Below are 16,405 nucleotides of genomic sequence, written 5' to 3' on the forward strand. Positions count from 1 at the left end.
CCAGCCCTTACCGTGGCTGAAAACAGGAGCCAATAATGATCCTTCCAGCGCAGCGAGACCTTTTCGATATTCCCCGCGACGTTTGTTACGTCAACGCTTCCTATATGACACCGCTCAGCCGTGCGCAGGTGACTGCCGGAGAGCAGGCCCTTCAGCTTTCCTCCCAGCCCTGGCGTATTGGCGCGGATGATTTTTTCAATACCGCTGCTGACGTGTGCGCTGCAGGTGCCGCCTTGATGAGGGCGAAAGCGGATGATGTTGCCATTGTGCCGTCCGCCAGCTACGGCATTTCCACGGCCGCGAAGAACCTGCCAGTGTCCGCGGGCGGCAAAGTATTGGTGATGGCCGAGGAATTCCCGTCGAATGTCTATCCCTGGCAGGAAAGCGCCAAGGCGGCCGGCGGTGAGGTGTTGGCGGTGCCGCAGCCGTCAGACGATGATTGGACATCGGCAATACTCGAGGTTATGGAGCGCGAAGGCGAGGCCATCGATATCGTTTCTGTTGCCAATGTGCATTGGTCGTCTGGCGCGGTGGTTGACCTTGTGGCTGTTTCCGCTGCATGCAAGCGGGCCGGCGCGGCGCTGGTGCTGGACCTGAGCCAGTCGCTGGGTGCCATGCCGATCGACATACCGGCCATCGACCCGGATTTCATGGTTGCTGCGGGCTACAAATGGCTTTTGGGGCCCTATAGCATCAGTCTGATGTATGTGGCGCCGCGCCATCACGGGGGCGTGCCCATTGAAGCGGGGTGGATTACCCGCGAGGGCAGCCGGAATTTTGCCAACTTGGTGAATTACCGCGACGGATTTGAGCCTGGCGCCCGGCGGTTCGATATGGGCGAGCGGGCCAATCATGTTCTGGCCCCCATTTTTCTTGAAGGATTGAACCAGCTGTTGGGCTGGGGCGTAGAGAATATCTATGAAAGCCTGGGTGCCATCACCGGGCGGATGGCAGCGGTGCTTGCGGCCAGGGGCATGGAACCAATCGCATCCGAGCGCAGGGCAGCGCATATCCTGGGCGTGCGTGTCGGCGATAAGGGGCCTGCGCTTGAGGCGACGCTCAAGGACGCCGGTGTGTCGGTCAGCCTGCGGGGGGATTTGCTGCGCTTGTCACCCCATCTGTGGGTCGATGGCGAAGACGAGGATCGGTTCAACAAGGTAGTCGCTGCGTTATAGTATCAAAATGGCACATGTATCATTTTGATACACGATATCGAAATGGTCCAGTGTCCTGATTTGGGACGAAAATATCTATCCAATTGAAATATAAGGGATTTCATTTCTGGCACACCCCTTGCGATTGTTAGAGTACCTTAAAGATTTTTGCCTGAGATCTGCTAAGGTTACTCGAATGAGTATTGGCGCGTTCGCCTTTTGCCTGAGGGTGGATGCCGCACGAACTACGAGGCGGACGGGACCTGGTCCTGTCCGCCCGTTTTTTATTGGGCGCACAATCCGGGGTCGATAGAAAAGCTTGGCGTGTGGGCGGTGCCCGACTATGCTGCGCAACCTTTTTTGTTTGTGAGGCCCCCTGTGTCCAACAGAGTAATCTACGAAAACCGGTTCTTTTCCGCGCTGCTGTATCATACCGGCCGCCTCTTCCTGAAGGCGTTTGGTTGGCGCGTGATTGGTAGGTTCCCAAGTGACGCCAAGTTCGTTGCGATCGCGGCCCCCCACACCAGCAACTGGGATTTCCCCGTATTTATGGCGGCTGTCGGATATTTGAAGCTGCATATCAGCTTCCTGGGCAAGCACACCCTGTTTGAAGGGCCGCTGGGCTGGTTCTTTTACTGGTTGGGCGGCATTCCGGTGAGACGGGAAGGCAAGTCGGCGGCCGATGCAGTCGACAGGGCCGTGGAAGAATTTGAGAAGCGCGACCGCCTGGTGCTGGGGCTGGCGCCGGAAGGCACGCGGTCCAAGGTTACCAAATGGAAAACCGGCTTCTACCGCATTGCCGTTCAGGCGGGCGTGCCGATCCTGCCGGCCTACCTCGATGCCTCGACCAAGGAAATTGGCTTTGGCGACCTGTTTTACCCCACAGGTGACATGGAAGCGGACCTGAAAGTGCTGCAGGCATTCTATGAGGGCAAGCAGGGCATCAACCCCAGGAACCAGTAGTCGCCTTAAACCAAGAGATGTCAGCCGAACAGCGCGCCGGGGTTCAGGATGTTGTTGGGGTCAAGTGCTGCCTTGACGGCGCGCATGGCCGCAAGCTGGGCCGGGTCCTTCAGGCGCGCCAGTTCCGCGCGCTTGAGCGTGCCAATGCCGTGCTCAGCCGAGATCGACCCGCCATAACGGGTCACGATATCATGCACCATGGCGTTCATGGCTTCCCAGCCGTCCAGGAACGTCTGCTTGTCGCCGCCCTTTGGCTGCATCACATTGAAATGGATGTTGCCGTCGCCCAGATGGCCGAACGGTGTCAGGCGTGCACCGGGGCAGGCAGCCAGGACCGCCGCGCCCGCTTCTTCAAGGAAGGCTGGCACTTTCGAGACCGGCACGGAAATATCGTGCTTGATGCTGCCGCCTTCATGCTTTTGCGCTTCCGACATGGTTTCGCGCAGGCGCCACAGGGCTTCGCGCTGTGCCAATGTGCTGGCCACAACGCCGTCCTTGATGGTGCCGGCGGTCATTTCCCGTTCCAGCCAGTCGTTCACCTGACTTTCAAGGGCAGGGTCCATGCTGCTTGATGCGATGTCCGTCAGCACATACCACGGATGGGCTTCTTCAAGCGGATCGGTGGTGCCGGGGATATGTGCCAGCACCAGCTCCAGCCCGAAGCGCGGCATCAGTTCAAAGGCCGATACCCGGTCGCCCGTGGCTTCCCGCGCGCTCCTGAGCAACCTGAGGGCATCCTGGGGGCTGCCCACGGCCAGCCAGCAGCTGTGCAACTGCTTCTCCGCGGGTGCGAGCTTGAAAGTGACTTTGGTGATGACGCCCAAAGTGCCCTCCGCGCCGACCATAAGCTGGGTCAGGTCATAGCCTGTATTGTCTTTCCGAAGCGCCGAGAGGTCGTGCAGGATGCTGCCGTCTGCCAGAACCGCTTCAAGCCCCAGTGTCAGCCCCCGCGTCGTGCCGTAGCGCACCACATGCACACCGCCCGCGTTAGTGGACACCACGCCGCCCGCCGTGCAGCTGCCTTCTGACGCCAGCGATAGCGGGAACAGCAGGTCATGGTCGGCCGCCGCCGCCTGCATTTCCGCGACCGTAAAGCCCGCGTCTGCCGTGATGGTCATGTCATCGGGATCAACCGTGATGCTGCCGCGCATGCGTTTGGTGCTGAAAAGCACTTCATCACGGCCCTCAAGCCCTGGAATGCCCCCGCCCACCAGGCCGGTGTTGCCACCCTGGGGCACGATGGCGATCTTATGGTCATTACAATAGCGCACTAGTTTTGCTGCGGTCGCCGTATCAGCGGGCGCCAGCATCAGGGGCGTCTGGCCGTTGAATTTGTCGCGCCATTCCCTCAGATGCGGGGCAATCTCGCCTGCGTCTGTCGACGCGCCCTTAGGGCCGGCGAGGGCGACTAGCGCATCAATGTGCTTCTGGTCAGTCATGCATCTTTCCTGGGTGCGGCGGCGCGCTTCAGGCGGTCATTGATGGCGATACCAATCCCTTCATTGGGGACAGGGGCAACGGCAATGCGTGTTGATATTTTATCAGCATTTCTTATGGTTTTAAATAGGTTATGGGCGGCTTCTGATAAATTACCTGAGGCACTGAGACTGATATCGCCCTTGATGTCACCGAAGCCGATCAGCAGCTCGCCGTCCCGTTTCTCAGTCGCGTTCAGGCGCACGCTGGCCTCCGGCGCATAGTGACTGAGAAGCTGGCCCGGGGCCGAGATTTCATCTTCATTGCGGTCCAGCACCGGCTGGCCGAGGCGCTCTGCGATTTCGTCCGCGGTGATGGTGCCGGGGCGCAGCAGATAAAACTTTTCGTCTTTCACACCAATGATGGTGCTCTCAATCCCCTCGGGCGCGTCGCCGGCATCAATAATCAGCGGCAGCTTGCCGTCAAGGCTCGCCAGCACGTCCGCCGCGCTGGTAGGCGACAGCTTGCCGGACGGGTTGGCACTGGGCGCCGCGATCGGCTTGTCGAGTTTCCTGATGATCTCCCGCGTGATGCGCTTGTTGGGGCAGCGCACAGCGAGCGTGTCCAGCCCGGCAGAAACTGGCGCCGCAACGGGCGAATCTGGTCTGGCCGGCAACACCAGCGTAAGCGGCCCGGGCCAGTAGATTTCCATCAGTCTTGAAGCCAGTGCCGACACGGTGACAATTTTTTTTGCCATGGCCACATCGGCCACATGGCAGATCAGCGGATTGAAGGAGGGGCGCCCCTTGGCTTTGTATATTTGCTGCACTGCGGCATATTCCGTAGCGTCAGCTGCAAGACCATAAACGGTTTCAGTTGGGATCGCGACCAGGTTTCCAGCAGCCAAATGCTGGACAGCAAGGGAAACAGCCCCATTTTCCGTTTCAGAAACCACTTGTGTTTTAAATGTTGCCATGCACAATTTCGCATTCACGGGACAAAGCAAGTTGGGTCGCAACGCGGCCCGGCCACCTATGCTGATAGGCCAGGTGGCATCATCTGACAACGGAATTTAACAGGATTTTCGGATAATGACTGACTATCGCGCGCCGCTTGAAGAAATACGCTTTGCCCTTGAAACCGCTGGAGGCCTGGCGGACTGGACGTCCATCCCCGCTTTCGAGGAAGCGGGCGACGACCTTGTTGCAGCAATTCTAGAGGAAGCCGGCAAGCTGGCCGGCGGAGAGATTGCGCCCACCAATGTGCCAGGTGACCAGATCGGCGCCAAATGGACGGAAGAGGGTGTCATCAGCCCGGACGTGTTCAAGCCCATGCACCAAGCCTATGTGGAAGGTGGCTGGTCGACACTGTCGGCCAAGCCGGAGCTGGGCGGGCAGGGGCTGCCAAGCACGCTGTCGACCGCCGTTGACGAGATGGTGACATCCGCCAACATGGCCTACAGCCTGTTGCCGATGCTGACATCTGGCGCGATTGAGGCCATTGATGCCCACGGCACGGATGAACAGCGCCACCTGTATCTGCCCAAAATGATCACCGGCGAATGGTCTGGCGCCATGAATTTGACAGAGCCCTCAGCGGGTTCTGACGTCGGCGCCCTGCGCGCCAAGGCTTCAAGGCAGGCCGATGGCAGCTACCTGATCACCGGCCAGAAGATTTTCATCACCTGGGGCGACCATGACCTGGCGGACAATGTGATCCACCTTGTGCTGGCGCGCCTGCCGGACGCGCCGGCAGGCACCAAAGGCATTTCCATGTTTCTGGTGCCGAAGGTACATGTGAACGCGGATGGCAGCCTGGGTGAGCCGAACGACGTCAAATGTGTGAGCATCGAGCATAAGCTGGGCATCCACGCCAGCCCCACCTGCGTGATGAGTTTTGGCGATAACGGCAACTGCGTTGGTTATATTGTGGGCGAAGAGAACCGCGGCATGGCCAATATGTTCACTATGATGAACCATGCGCGCATCAGCGTGGGTCTTGAAGGCGTTGCGATTGCTGAGCGCGCCTACCAGCACGCGGCCTCTTACGCGCTTGAGCGTGTGCAGTCGGCAGCCATTGGCGCCAAAACACGCGACAGCGTCACCATTATCAACCACCCGGATGTGCGCCGGATGCTCCTGACCATGCGGGCGACGGCTGAAGCGTCCCGCGCGATCATTTACCGCAACGTTTGGGCGCTTGACCGGGCGCACGCACTTGAAGATGCAGAGGCCCGCGCTGCTGCGAAGGGCGAGGCTGATCTGCTGACGCCGATCTCCAAGGCTTATTCGACCGATATCGGTGTTGAAGCCGCGTCACTTGGTATCCAGGTGTATGGCGGCATGGGCTTTGTCGAGGAAACCGGCGTGGCACAATATTACCGCGATGCTCGTATCGCGCCGATATATGAGGGCACCAACGGCATCCAGGCGCTTGATCTGGTGGGCCGCAAGCTGAATGCGGACGGTGGCGCCCATTGGCGTGCCCTAATCGCAGAAATGCGCGATTTCGCGGCAGGCGAGGGCAGCACCTATGCGGGTGATCTTGCCCCAGCCGTTGATGCGCTTGAAGACGCTGCCAACACGCTGTTCGAAAACGGATTCGACAAGATTGTCGATACAGCTGCCGCCGCGACACCATACCTTCGGCTGTTTGGCACCGTCCTGGGTGCCTATATGCTCAGCCGACAGGCCGTTGAAGCAGAAAAGCGCCTGGCTGCAGGCGAGGGGAACCCTTCGTTCCTGAAGGCGAAGGTATCCACGGCGGCATTCTACCGCGAACAAATCTTGCCTTCTGCCGTTGCGCTTCTACCTTCAATTAAGGCGGGGGCACGCCACATCACAGATATGGCCGAAGAGGCCTTTCTGCGCCACTAGGGGGTCATGGGGCCCTTTGTATTGAGTATCCAAGCGGGACAAGGGACATATGACCAAAAACAAAGCAGGTGTGAGCAAGGGTGAGGCCAAAGCTCTGGCACAGGCGTCGGTGGCAGACCACCGGCGCGGTGTCGTGGAAGACGACGGCCTTTTGTACCCGCACGGTGATGCGGTGCCTGAAGGCAGCACCGTTATTCCGGTAGCCGACGGTGTCTATTGGGCGCGTATGCCGCTACCGTGGTCGCTGGACCATATCAATGTCTATCTGTTCGATGAAGGCGACAGTTGGTCTGTCGTCGATACGGGTTCCATGGGCAAACGCGGCATCGCGGCCTGGGAAGCGCTTGAAACGGATTTCCTGGGCGGTAAGCCAATCTCTCGCGTCATTGGTACGCACCTCCACCCGGACCATATCGGCCTCGCGGGCTGGCTGGCGGAACGCTTCGGTGCATCGCTCACCATGACCGCCCTTGAGTATATGACGGCCTCCAACCTGTGGATGGGCGGCACCAAGGAAGTGCCTGACAATGAAATCGAGTTCATGCTGAAATCCGGCGTGGACCCGCAGTTCGAGCCCATGATGCGCAGTGCGCGCTTTGATAACTACCGCCGCGGTGTGCACCAACTGCCGCCCCGTTATATCCGCGTTGAGGACGGCAGTGACCTGATGCTTGGTGGCCGGCGCTGGCGCGTGGTGATTGGCCGCGGCCATTCGCCTGAGCATGCCTGCCTGTCGTGCCTGGACGAGCCGCTGTTTATCTCGGGCGATCAGGTTTTGCCCAACATCACCTCGAATGTGTCCGTGCATGCGCGCGAGCCGGAAGCCAACCCGCTGGCGCACTGGATCACGTCCCTGGAGCGGATGAAGGGCATACCGGGAGACCCGTTGGTGCTGCCGAGCCATGGTCGGGTATTCAAGGGCCTGGAAACCCGTCTGACCGCGCTCGTGGACAGCCATCTGGGCAAACTGAAGTCCCTGCATGACTGGTGCAGTGAGGCGCGCACCCCGGTTGAAACTTTCCCATCCCTGTTTCGGCGCAAACTGACGGGCATGGATTTCTATATGGCGCTGGGCGAAGCGCTGGCGCACCTGCACCTGCTGGAATCCTTGTCGCTGATGAAGCGGTCGTTTGATGGTGACGTCTACCGTTTTGAGGCAGTAGGCACATATGATGCCAGTCTGGTGGTAAGCCAGGCCAAGGCGTTGCCCGGCGTCGCCCTGCGTGAGTTGGCCGACATCTACTGATAGAAATCCGCCATTTCTGGCCCTAAAATGAGAGTGGTTCGCAGCAATAACCTTTGCGTCTCGGCATGGGCCATCCTATAACAGCCTCAGATTATGACACACAGGCAATTCTAAGGGCTGAAGGTTCCGGACAATGAACGAAACAGGCAAAGATACCAAAGATTTAAGTGCGCTGAGCTTTGAAGAAGCCATGGCGTCCCTTGAGCAGATTGTGGCCAAGCTTGAATCCGGAAATGCGCCTCTTGAGCAGTCCATTGAGCTTTATACCCGCGGTACCCAGCTGAAGGCTCACTGTGAAGCCAAGCTGAAGGATGCCCAGGCGAAGATCGAAAAGATCACGCTGGACGACAGTGGCGCCGCTGCCGGCACCCAGCCTCTCGAAGTCGAATAGGCGGATTGCTCGTGGAAGATAATGGACCTCTTAACGATGCCCTTGCTGCCACCTCTGCGGCGATAGAACGGGTTCTCGATCCTATTCTGGCACGGAATGGTGGCCCTGAAGACCGCGTGGTGGAAGCCATGCGCTATTCTGTTTTCTCCGGCGGCAAGAGGCTCAGGCCTTTCCTTGTCCTTGCGAGCGCTGAATTGTTCGGTGTGGACCGCCCCCAGGCGCTTCGTGTGGCGGCGGCAATCGAATGTATTCATTGCTATTCCCTGATCCACGATGACTTGCCTGCGATGGACGACGATGACCTGCGCCGTGGCCAGCCGACCGTCCACAAGAAATTTGATGAAGCCACGGCAATCCTGGCCGGCGACGCCCTGATGAGCGTGGCATTCGAGATACTGTCGAGCGACGAGACCCATTCCGACCCCTATGTGCGGCTGGAGCTGGTGAAGCACCTGGCGCGGGCCTCGGGGCACCGCGGCATGGTAGGCGGCCAGATGATTGATCTTCAGGCGCCGGAGCTGGAACTGGACGAAATGGACGTGCAGCGCCTGCAGCAGATGAAAACCGGCGCGCTGATTTGTTTTTCTGCTGAAGCGGGCGCTATCATGGGTCACGCTGGCAAACAGGCGCGGGCATCCTTGCATGGCTATGCCCGTGACTTGGGTCTTGCCTTCCAGATTGCCGATGACCTTCTGGATGTTGAAGGCACTGAAGAACAGGTTGGTAAAGCCATCGGCAAGGACCAGGATGCCGGTAAAGCCACGCTGGTTGGCCTGATGGGCGTGAAGCGTGCCCGCAAGCAGGCCCAGATTTTGGCGGATCAGGCTATTGAACATTTGGCGCAATTCGACGATAAAGCATCGCTTTTGCGCGCCGTCGCGCATTTTGTTATAAATCGCAACGTTTGAGGCCTTTTGGGCCAAAGCGAACCAAGCCTGCGCAGACAGGCCTGTGCCACATGGGCAGATTGCCCAGAGGCTGAGAAGGATAAGAAGTTGAGCGTACGCCCTGAAACGCCTTTGCTGGATAGCGTGCAGACCCCGGTGGATCTGCGCAAGCTCCCCAAGGAAAAGCTGCAGCAACTCGCAGACGAGCTGCGGGAAGAGATGATCAGCGCCGTATCTGTGACCGGCGGCCACTTTGGCGCGGGTCTCGGTGTTGTGGAGCTGACGGTGGCGCTTCACTATGTGTTCAACACGCCAGACGACCGCCTGATCTGGGACGTCGGTCATCAGGCCTATCCGCACAAGATTTTGACCGGACGGCGCGACCGTATCCGCACCATCCGCCAGGGCGGCGGGCTTTCGCCTTTCACCAAGCGTGGTGAAAGCGATTATGACCCGTTTGGCGCCGGGCATTCGTCCACGTCCATCAGCGCCGCGCTTGGCATGGCTGTCGCCAACAAGATGGCGGACAAGCCGGGCAAGGCGATTGCCGTGATCGGTGACGGCGCCATGAGCGCCGGGATGGCCTATGAAGCCATGAATAACGCCGAACAGGCGGGCAACCGTTTGGTGGTGATCCTCAATGACAATGATATGTCGATCGCACCTGCTGTGGGTGGCCTGTCGGCCTATCTGGCGAAGATTGTCAGCTCCCACACTTTCCTGAGCCTGCGCGGCTTCGGCAAAAAGATCATCGAAATGCTGCCAAGGCCGCTCGCGGACCGGGCGCGGCAGGCCGAGGAGTATGCGCGCGGCATGGCTGCGGGCGGCGGGACGCTGTTTGACGAGCTTGGTTTCTATTATGTCGGCCCCATTGACGGCCACAATATGGAACACCTGCTGCCGGTGCTGGAAAACGTGCGCGACGCCATTGACGGCCCGATCCTGGTGCATGTGGTGACGGAAAAAGGCCATGGCCATCCGTTCGCAGAACCGAACCAGGAAAAATATCATGCCGTGCCGCAGTTTGATGTGGTGACTGGCGAGCGTAAGAAATCGACGCCCAAGGCACCGACCTACACCAATGTGTTTGCTGACGCACTGATCAAGGAATCTGAAAAAGATGACAAGATCTGTGCCATCACGGCGGCCATGCCGTCGGGTACCGGCCTCAATAAATATGGCGACCGCTTCCCGGACCGCACATTTGATGTGGGGATCGCGGAACAACATGCTGTGACATTCGCGGCGGGCCTCGCAACCGGGGGCTACAAGCCGTTTGTGGCCATCTATTCCACCTTCCTGCAGCGCGCTTATGACCAGATTGTGCATGACGTGGCGGTGCAGAAGCTGCCGGTGCGCTTCGCCATCGACCGGGCTGGCCTTGTCGGCGCGGACGGCCCGACACACGCGGGCAGCTTTGATGTGACATACCTGGCCAGCCTGCCGAACATGGTGGTGATGGCAGCGGCAGATGAGGCCGAGCTGATGCATATGGTGGCAACAGCCGCTTCCATTGATGACCGCCCGTCCGCTGTGCGCTACCCGCGCGGTGAAGGCTTGGGTGTAGAGCTGCCGGATGAGGGCAAGGTGCTGGAGATCGGCAAAGGCCGGATTGTCAAGAAAGGCAGCAAGGTTGCGATCCTGTCGCTGGGTGCGCGCCTCGGCGAAGCATTGAAGGCCGCCGAAGACCTTGAAAGCCGGGGCCTGTCTACAACAGTGGCCGACGCCCGCTTTGCCAAGCCGGTGGATGACCAACTGATCCGCGACCTTGCGGCAACTCACGACGTACTGATCACGCTTGAAGAAAACGCCATTGGTGGTTTCGGCGCCCATGTGATGGATTTCCTGGCGGAGGAGGGCATTCTGGATGGTGGCACCTTGAAGGTTCGCGCCATGAAACTGCCGGACCAGTTCCAGGACCATGACAAGCCCGAGAAAATGTATGAGGACGCGGGTCTCAATGCGTCCGGCATTGTCGCGACCATTTTGAAAACGCTGGGCCATAACGATTATGGCCAGGCCCTAGGGGACAGCGCAGCCGCGCAGAAACCATAAGGCCGGGGAGGCTACCAGTGGCAGCAAAAGTCAGGGCAGATGTGGCACTGGTGGACCGCGGCCTGGTGGAAAGCCGGGCCAAGGCGCAGGCGCTTATCATGGCCGGCGTCGTTTTTTCAGGCGAAACCAAAATCCTGAAGGCAGGCCAGCAGATCAAAGATGGTCAGGCGCTTGAAGTACGCGGCAAGGAACATGACTGGGTCAGCCGCGGCGGCCTGAAGCTGGAAAAAGGCCTCAAAGAGTTTGAGGTGGACCCGACGGGGCTTGTTGCCATTGATGTTGGTGCGTCTACGGGCGGCTTTACAGACGTACTGCTGCAAGGCGGCGCCCAGAAGGTCTATGCCGTTGACGTGGGCCACGGCCAATTGGCCTGGAAGCTCCGGCAGGATGAGCGCGTGGTGGTGATGGAGAAGACCAATGCGCGTTATCTGGACGCGGAAGCCATCCCTGACCCCATCGATATAGTGGTATGTGATGCCAGCTTTATCTCATTGAAGACCGTGCTGCCCGCCGCCATGGCGCTGGTGAAGCCCGGTGGACGGCTTATAGCACTCATCAAGCCGCAGTTTGAGGTGGGGCGCGAGAATGTGGGCAAGGGCGGCGTGGTGCGCGACCCTGAGCTCCATACGGCCGTCTGCGAAGACATGCAGACCTGGCTGAATAATGAAATGGACGGCTGGACCGCCTGCGGCTTGACCGAAAGTCCGATCAAGGGCCCCGAAGGCAATATTGAATTCCTCCTGTATGGCGAGAAGGCCTGATGGCAAAAGCAGAATTGTTTGACGTTGAAATCACCGCGCTGGGCGCACAGGGCGATGGGGTTGGCGAGCGGGACGGCACGCCGGTGTTTGTGCCCGGCACCGTGCCGGGCGATGTGGCGCGGGTGGCGGCAAAGGACGTGCGCCGGAACGGCATTTATGCCGACCTTGTGGACATCACGAAGGAGAGCGCGGACCGAACAGCGCCCGCGTGCCAGCATTTCGGCACTTGTGGCGGCTGCCAGCTGCAGTTCCTGAAGCCCGATGTCTATGCCGCCTGGGTCAGGGACCGCACGGCTATGGCGCTGGCGCATCACGGCTTTGACGCGAGCCTCGTGCGCGATCCGATCATCACCCCACAGGAGAGCCGCCGCCGGGTGGCCCTGAAGGCGCTCAGGGTGGCATCCGGTGTGGTGCTGGGCTTCAATGCGCGCCAGAGCCACCAGATTGTGGACGCCAAGGAATGCCCGATCGCGCGGCCCGAGCTGACGCGCCTGTTTGCGCCCTTGAGGGCATTGCTTGTGAATATCCTGCCGCAGCGCATGGCAGCGACCGTGCATATGACCGTCACGGCTTCCGGTGTTGACCTGTTGATCGATGCCGCGAAAGCGCTCGATCTGGCGGACCGCGAGGCACTGGTGGATTTTGCCAACACCCACGATATCGCGGCCGTTCACTGGCAGGACCAGGGCTTCCTGGACCCGGTGGCAATCCGCCGCGAAGCGGTGATGGATTTCGCGGGCGCGCGTGTGCCGCTGCCGCCCGCCGCCTTTATCCAGGCGTCGGATGAGGGCGAAGCCGCGCTTGTGAAGGCTGTTGTGGATGCCTGCGCAGGCCATGGCCGGGTGGCGGACCTGTTCTCGGGCATCGGCACCTTTACCTTCCCGCTGGCCAAAGAGCATCAGGTGCTGGCGGCCGAAGGCGCAAAGAACGCGCTGGATGCCATGCAGGCAGCCGCCAATGTGGCCACAGGCTTCAAGCAGATTGTGGCCAAGCATCGGGACCTGTTCCGCAGACCTCTGACGACCAAGGAGCTTGAGATGTTCGAGGCTGTCGTCTTCGATCCGCCGCGGGCAGGGGCCAAGGACCAGGTGGAACAGCTGGCAACATCGACTGTTTCGCGCATCGTAGCCGTGTCCTGCAATCCCAATACTTTCAGCCGCGACGCCCGCACGCTGGCCGATGGCGGCTATGAGCTTGAGAGCGTCCAGCCCGTTGATCAGTTCCTGTGGTCACCCCATATGGAGCTTGTAGGTATTTTCTCAAGAAAATAAAATAAGGCATTATTTTAAATATGAAAATTCGCTTTGAACTCCTGATGTCCATCACCGCCATGATCACGGCAGTCGCTGCTGTGGTGGTGGCTATCGTGCAGACACAGGTGATGCATGACGAGGCGATGATGGAGCGCGAACATGCCCGCCTTTCGGTGCTGCCGAGCATCATGGTGTTCACCGGCAGCCATGTGGGCGACGAGGAGGGCAGCTTCTATATCGGGGCGACCAACCAGGGCATTGGTCCGGCGTCCATTGAGGGGCTGACTGTCAGCGTTGATGGCAAAGCACAAGCAACCTGGACACAGGCTGTGGCGTTGGCCACAGATGGTGCAGTACGTCTGGACGGGCCGGAGCGAAATGTGGATTCCATTGCGGTTACCGATCTGGACCCGGGCGCGCTGATGCCTGCTGACGTCCGTGTTCAGATGATCAAGATGGACACAACGCCCGAAATTGCCGCGCTTATGAGGGGGCAGCTGGATTCTCGTGTCACCGTATCCATGTGTTATTGCTCGCTCTACCGCGAATGCTGGACCGTCGACAATATCAATACCCGGCCCAAGCCGGCGAACAGCTGCAAGGCCCTGGAGGCCGCCTTCTTCCGCAACGAAGAATAAACGCCGATATCAGTCCTGCAGGTCAGCGACGAAGCTTCTGACAGCCGTGGCCGAAATGGCCGGAATTTCCTCCATCGGGATATGACCGATGTTGGGGTAGGTCACCAGCTTGGCGCCTTCGATCTTTTCTGCCAGTATTTGCCCAACTTCCATGGGGATCAGGCTGTCGGCTTCGCCCCAGAGGATCAGCGTAGGCAGGTTGATCTGGGCCACATCAAGGTCAGCCCGGCCGCCGTCCCTGTACCAGGCGAAACGGATGCCAGTGGCACGGCGATTGCCCGGATGGCGCACCAGCTCCCAATAGCGGTCGATCATGGCGTCGTTGATCAGCGTATGGTCAACGATGGAGGTCTTGAGGCCTTCCTCAACAAAGCTGCGCGGGGTGATATTCTCCAAGATCCAGTCGCTGTACCAGCGGCCTGCCAGGTCGAAGGCTTTCGGGCGCTTTATGGGGATTTTGGTGTCTGCGGGCGGGTTCACTCCTGCGGCGTCCACCAGAACGATGCCCTGAAGCTTTTCCCCGTGCGCCAGCGCATAAGCCAGCGTGACACCGCCGCCCATCGAGTTGCCGCCAAGGATGAAATCCTGAAGATTGAGGGCTGATGCGAACTCATCCACGAAAGCCACCATGCCGCCATAGGTGTAATCGTCCGCGGGCGTCGGCCCGGTGAGGCCGTGGCCGGGCAAATCAACGGTGACAACGAAATGGTCTTCGTCAAGCGCGTCCACCCAGCCTTCCCAGGTGTGAAGGGACGCGTTCGAGCCATGCAGCAGCAGGATTGTCGGTCCTTCCGCATTGCCCTGCATGCGGAAATGCGCGCGGGCGCCAGACGGGAGTTCGATGAAATCTGAAGCGCCTGTGGCATATTTTTCGGCCAATGTTTCGTGCGGTATATCCGGCGTCCAGGAAATATAGACCACCAGCGCAAAGCCAAGCATCAGCGCGGCCAGCAGGTATTTCAGCCATTTCATCATCTGTCACTCCCCCGTTTGGCGGGAGCTTACCTGAAGGGGCCTACACGCGCCAGCAGCGATTTTCAGCGCGCTAAACCTTTGGCCCAGTGACAGGCGCGGGCGCGGCTGGTAATGTTATGTCATAACTTTGTGGAGCATGTCATGGAGTCAGGCAAGCAGATGGACCGTCCAATGGACCGCCGGATGGACAGGCGGACGGTTCTGGCGATGCTGGGGGCCGCCGGGCTGTCGCTGGCTGGCCTGGGTGCTGCGCCTGCTGCAAGTGACATGCTGCTGAAACGCATCCCCTCAAGCGGGGAAGCCATTCCGACCATCGGCCTCGGTAGCTGGATCACCTTCAATGTCGGGAATGACCCTTATGGCCTTGAGGCCAGCCAGAAGGTCATCGCGGCCTTCCTAGAGGCGGGCGGTCGCATGATCGACAGCTCGCCCATGTATGGCTCATCCCAGGCCACCATTGGGCGGGCGCTGACGGCCTTGGGCGCGCCGCCCATGCTGATGGCCACCGACAAGGTTTGGATCAACGGCGCGGGCCAGGGCAGGGCGCAGGTTCAGGCGAGCCTCAAGAACTGGGGTGTGCCGCGTTTCAGCCTCTTGCAGGTGCATAACCTGCGTGACTGGCAAGCCCATCTGCCTGTCCTCTTTGAGATGAAGGCCGCCGGTGCCATCGATTATGTAGGCGTGACCACGTCGCACGGCAGGCGGCACGGTGAGCTGGCGACGATCCTTGAGCGCCAGCCGCTCGATTTCATTCAGCTGACCTACAATATGACCAACCGAGAGGCGGAAGACCGCATCCTGCCGCTTGCGCGCGAGCGCGGCATTGGGGTGATCGTCAACCGGCCCTTTGACGGCGGGCGGCTGATCCGCGCGGTCAAACGCCACCCGTTCCCCGCCTGGGCGAAAGCTGAGGGCTTCAAAGGGTGGGCGGATTATCTTTTGAAATTCAACGTATCGCATCCGGCGGTCGTTTGCGCCATCCCTGCCACCACGCAAGTGGCGCATGTGCGGGAAAATATGGCCGCAAGTAAGGGCCGACTGCCGGATGCGACCCTGCGGGCCCGTATGGCTGCCTATGTGAAGGACCTGTAGATGTCCTTCTGGGAGACCCTGCAAAGCTATGAGCTGGCCGATTTCCTGATGTTCTCGCCTGCTGTCTATTTCCGCATGGTGGAAGCCTATGTGGGCAGTTGGTGGCCCCTTGCGTTGGCTTTCGTGCTTGGGTTCTCCGGTACGCTGTGGCTCTGGTACCAGAAAGGTCAGGACTTGCCGGTTTGGGGCTTGTTGGCTGCTGCCTCGGTCATGCCGGTGCCACTGTTTTTTCTTGGCCGTTACGCCGAAATAATGACAGCAGCGCCCGCCTTTGCCACGCTATTTGCGCTTCAGGGGGCTTTGCTGCTGATTGCGCGGGCACATCCTGTCAAAGGTCCGGCGCATGTGTCACCCATTGGGGCGTGGGGCGGCGCTGCTCTTATGATAGTGGCGCTGGTTCTATACCCTGTTGTTGCCATGCTTGCGGGCAGGGCGCCTGCCGCGTTTGAGGCCGTGGCTTTGATGCCCGATCCCGCTGTTCCACTGACGCTTGGCTGGTTCCTGCTTGTGGGCGAACGGCGGCTTCTGCTGTGGGTGATCCCGTTTTTGTGGGTGGTTATATCCGCAGGCATACTGCACACCATGGGCGAGCCTGATTATTGGCTGCTGCCAGTCCTGTTCCTGCTGGCTGCTGTCGGGGCCTTTCTGCTGCCGCGCAGCGGTGCCATCAAAAATTGACACTTGCCAGATTTGACCTT

Annotated in this window: 15 protein-coding genes; 12 read left to right on the forward strand and 3 right to left on the reverse strand. The window is 59.9% G+C overall.

The annotated features are described in order from the left end of the window. The first annotated feature begins 35 nt into the window (after window positions 1-35). Window positions 36-1,175 (forward strand): aminotransferase class V-fold PLP-dependent enzyme, encoded by a 1,140-nt coding sequence (locus tag B3Z17_RS17350; RefSeq protein ID WP_286830975.1) that lies wholly within the window; start codon window positions 36-38, stop codon window positions 1,173-1,175. A 357-nt stretch (window positions 1,176-1,532) separates the two neighbouring features. Next, a complete protein-coding gene (locus B3Z17_RS17355) occupies window positions 1,533-2,117 on the forward strand; it encodes a lysophospholipid acyltransferase family protein (RefSeq protein WP_286830977.1) in 585 nt (194 codons plus the stop codon). A gap of 20 nt (window positions 2,118-2,137) precedes the next feature. Here B3Z17_RS17355 and B3Z17_RS17360 read toward each other — a convergent pair whose 3' ends face one another. Together B3Z17_RS17360 and B3Z17_RS17365 are read right to left on the reverse strand one after the other, a co-directional pair. Then, on the reverse strand, window positions 2,138-3,556 hold the full coding sequence (locus tag B3Z17_RS17360; protein WP_286830978.1) for an FAD-binding oxidoreductase: 1,419 nt from the start codon (window positions 3,554-3,556) through the stop codon (window positions 2,138-2,140). Next, window positions 3,553-4,509 carry an L-threonylcarbamoyladenylate synthase gene (locus B3Z17_RS17365; protein WP_286830980.1) on the reverse strand — a complete coding sequence of 319 codons (957 nt, stop codon included), beginning with the start codon at window positions 4,507-4,509 and terminating at the stop codon, window positions 3,553-3,555. Before B3Z17_RS17365 ends, B3Z17_RS17360 begins: the two co-directional genes overlap by 4 nt. A gap of 115 nt (window positions 4,510-4,624) precedes the next feature. Here B3Z17_RS17365 and B3Z17_RS17370 point away from each other — a divergent pair, with 115 nt between their 5' ends. From B3Z17_RS17370 to B3Z17_RS17405, 8 genes are all read left to right on the forward strand, one after another. Further along, window positions 4,625-6,409 carry an acyl-CoA dehydrogenase C-terminal domain-containing protein gene (locus B3Z17_RS17370; protein ID WP_286830982.1) on the forward strand — a complete coding sequence of 595 codons (1,785 nt, stop codon included), beginning with the start codon at window positions 4,625-4,627 and terminating at the stop codon, window positions 6,407-6,409. A gap of 49 nt (window positions 6,410-6,458) precedes the next feature. Further along, a complete protein-coding gene (locus tag B3Z17_RS17375) occupies window positions 6,459-7,655 on the forward strand; it encodes an MBL fold metallo-hydrolase (RefSeq protein WP_286830984.1) in 1,197 nt (398 codons plus the stop codon). A 133-nt stretch (window positions 7,656-7,788) separates the two neighbouring features. Beyond that, on the forward strand, window positions 7,789-8,046 hold the full coding sequence (locus B3Z17_RS17380) for an exodeoxyribonuclease VII small subunit (RefSeq protein ID WP_068306849.1): 258 nt from the start codon (window positions 7,789-7,791) through the stop codon (window positions 8,044-8,046). Window positions 8,047-8,057: 11 nt separating this feature from the next. Beyond that, window positions 8,058-8,954 (forward strand): polyprenyl synthetase family protein, encoded by an 897-nt coding sequence (locus B3Z17_RS17385; RefSeq protein WP_286830985.1) that lies wholly within the window; start codon window positions 8,058-8,060, stop codon window positions 8,952-8,954. 87 nt (window positions 8,955-9,041) lie between these two features. Continuing rightward, window positions 9,042-10,988 carry a 1-deoxy-D-xylulose-5-phosphate synthase gene (gene dxs / locus B3Z17_RS17390; protein ID WP_286830987.1) on the forward strand — a complete coding sequence of 649 codons (1,947 nt, stop codon included), beginning with the start codon at window positions 9,042-9,044 and terminating at the stop codon, window positions 10,986-10,988. Window positions 10,989-11,005: 17 nt separating this feature from the next. Next, window positions 11,006-11,749 carry a TlyA family RNA methyltransferase gene (locus B3Z17_RS17395; RefSeq protein WP_286830988.1) on the forward strand — a complete coding sequence of 248 codons (744 nt, stop codon included), beginning with the start codon at window positions 11,006-11,008 and terminating at the stop codon, window positions 11,747-11,749. Next, complete coding sequence (gene rlmD / locus B3Z17_RS17400) at window positions 11,749-13,020, forward strand: 23S rRNA (uracil(1939)-C(5))-methyltransferase RlmD (RefSeq protein WP_286830989.1); 1,272 nt, start codon at window positions 11,749-11,751, stop codon at window positions 13,018-13,020. The genes B3Z17_RS17395 and rlmD overlap by 1 nt, the downstream gene beginning before the upstream one ends. 20 nt (window positions 13,021-13,040) lie before the next feature. Beyond that, entirely contained in the window at window positions 13,041-13,640 is a 600-nt protein-coding gene (locus B3Z17_RS17405) for a hypothetical protein (protein ID WP_286830991.1), read from the forward strand. Between the two features lie 9 nt (window positions 13,641-13,649). Here the strand turns inward: B3Z17_RS17405 and B3Z17_RS17410 are convergent, their stop codons facing one another. Then, window positions 13,650-14,615, reverse strand: a complete 966-nt coding sequence (locus B3Z17_RS17410) for an alpha/beta fold hydrolase (RefSeq protein ID WP_286830993.1) — start codon at window positions 14,613-14,615, stop codon at window positions 13,650-13,652. Window positions 14,616-14,756: 141 nt separating this feature from the next. Between B3Z17_RS17410 and B3Z17_RS17415 the strand changes: the two genes are divergently transcribed. Both B3Z17_RS17415 and B3Z17_RS17420 read left to right on the forward strand, forming a co-directional pair. Continuing rightward, window positions 14,757-15,707: an aldo/keto reductase gene (locus B3Z17_RS17415; protein WP_286830994.1), complete on the forward strand. Its 951-nt coding sequence runs from the start codon at window positions 14,757-14,759 to the stop codon at window positions 15,705-15,707. Continuing rightward, entirely contained in the window at window positions 15,708-16,385 is a 678-nt protein-coding gene (locus B3Z17_RS17420; protein ID WP_286830995.1) for a hypothetical protein, read from the forward strand. Window positions 16,386-16,405 lie beyond the last annotated feature (20 nt).

This window comes from Kordiimonas sp. UBA4487 (assembly GCF_002389025.1).
Lineage (GTDB): Bacteria > Pseudomonadota > Alphaproteobacteria > Sphingomonadales > Kordiimonadaceae > Kordiimonas > Kordiimonas lacus.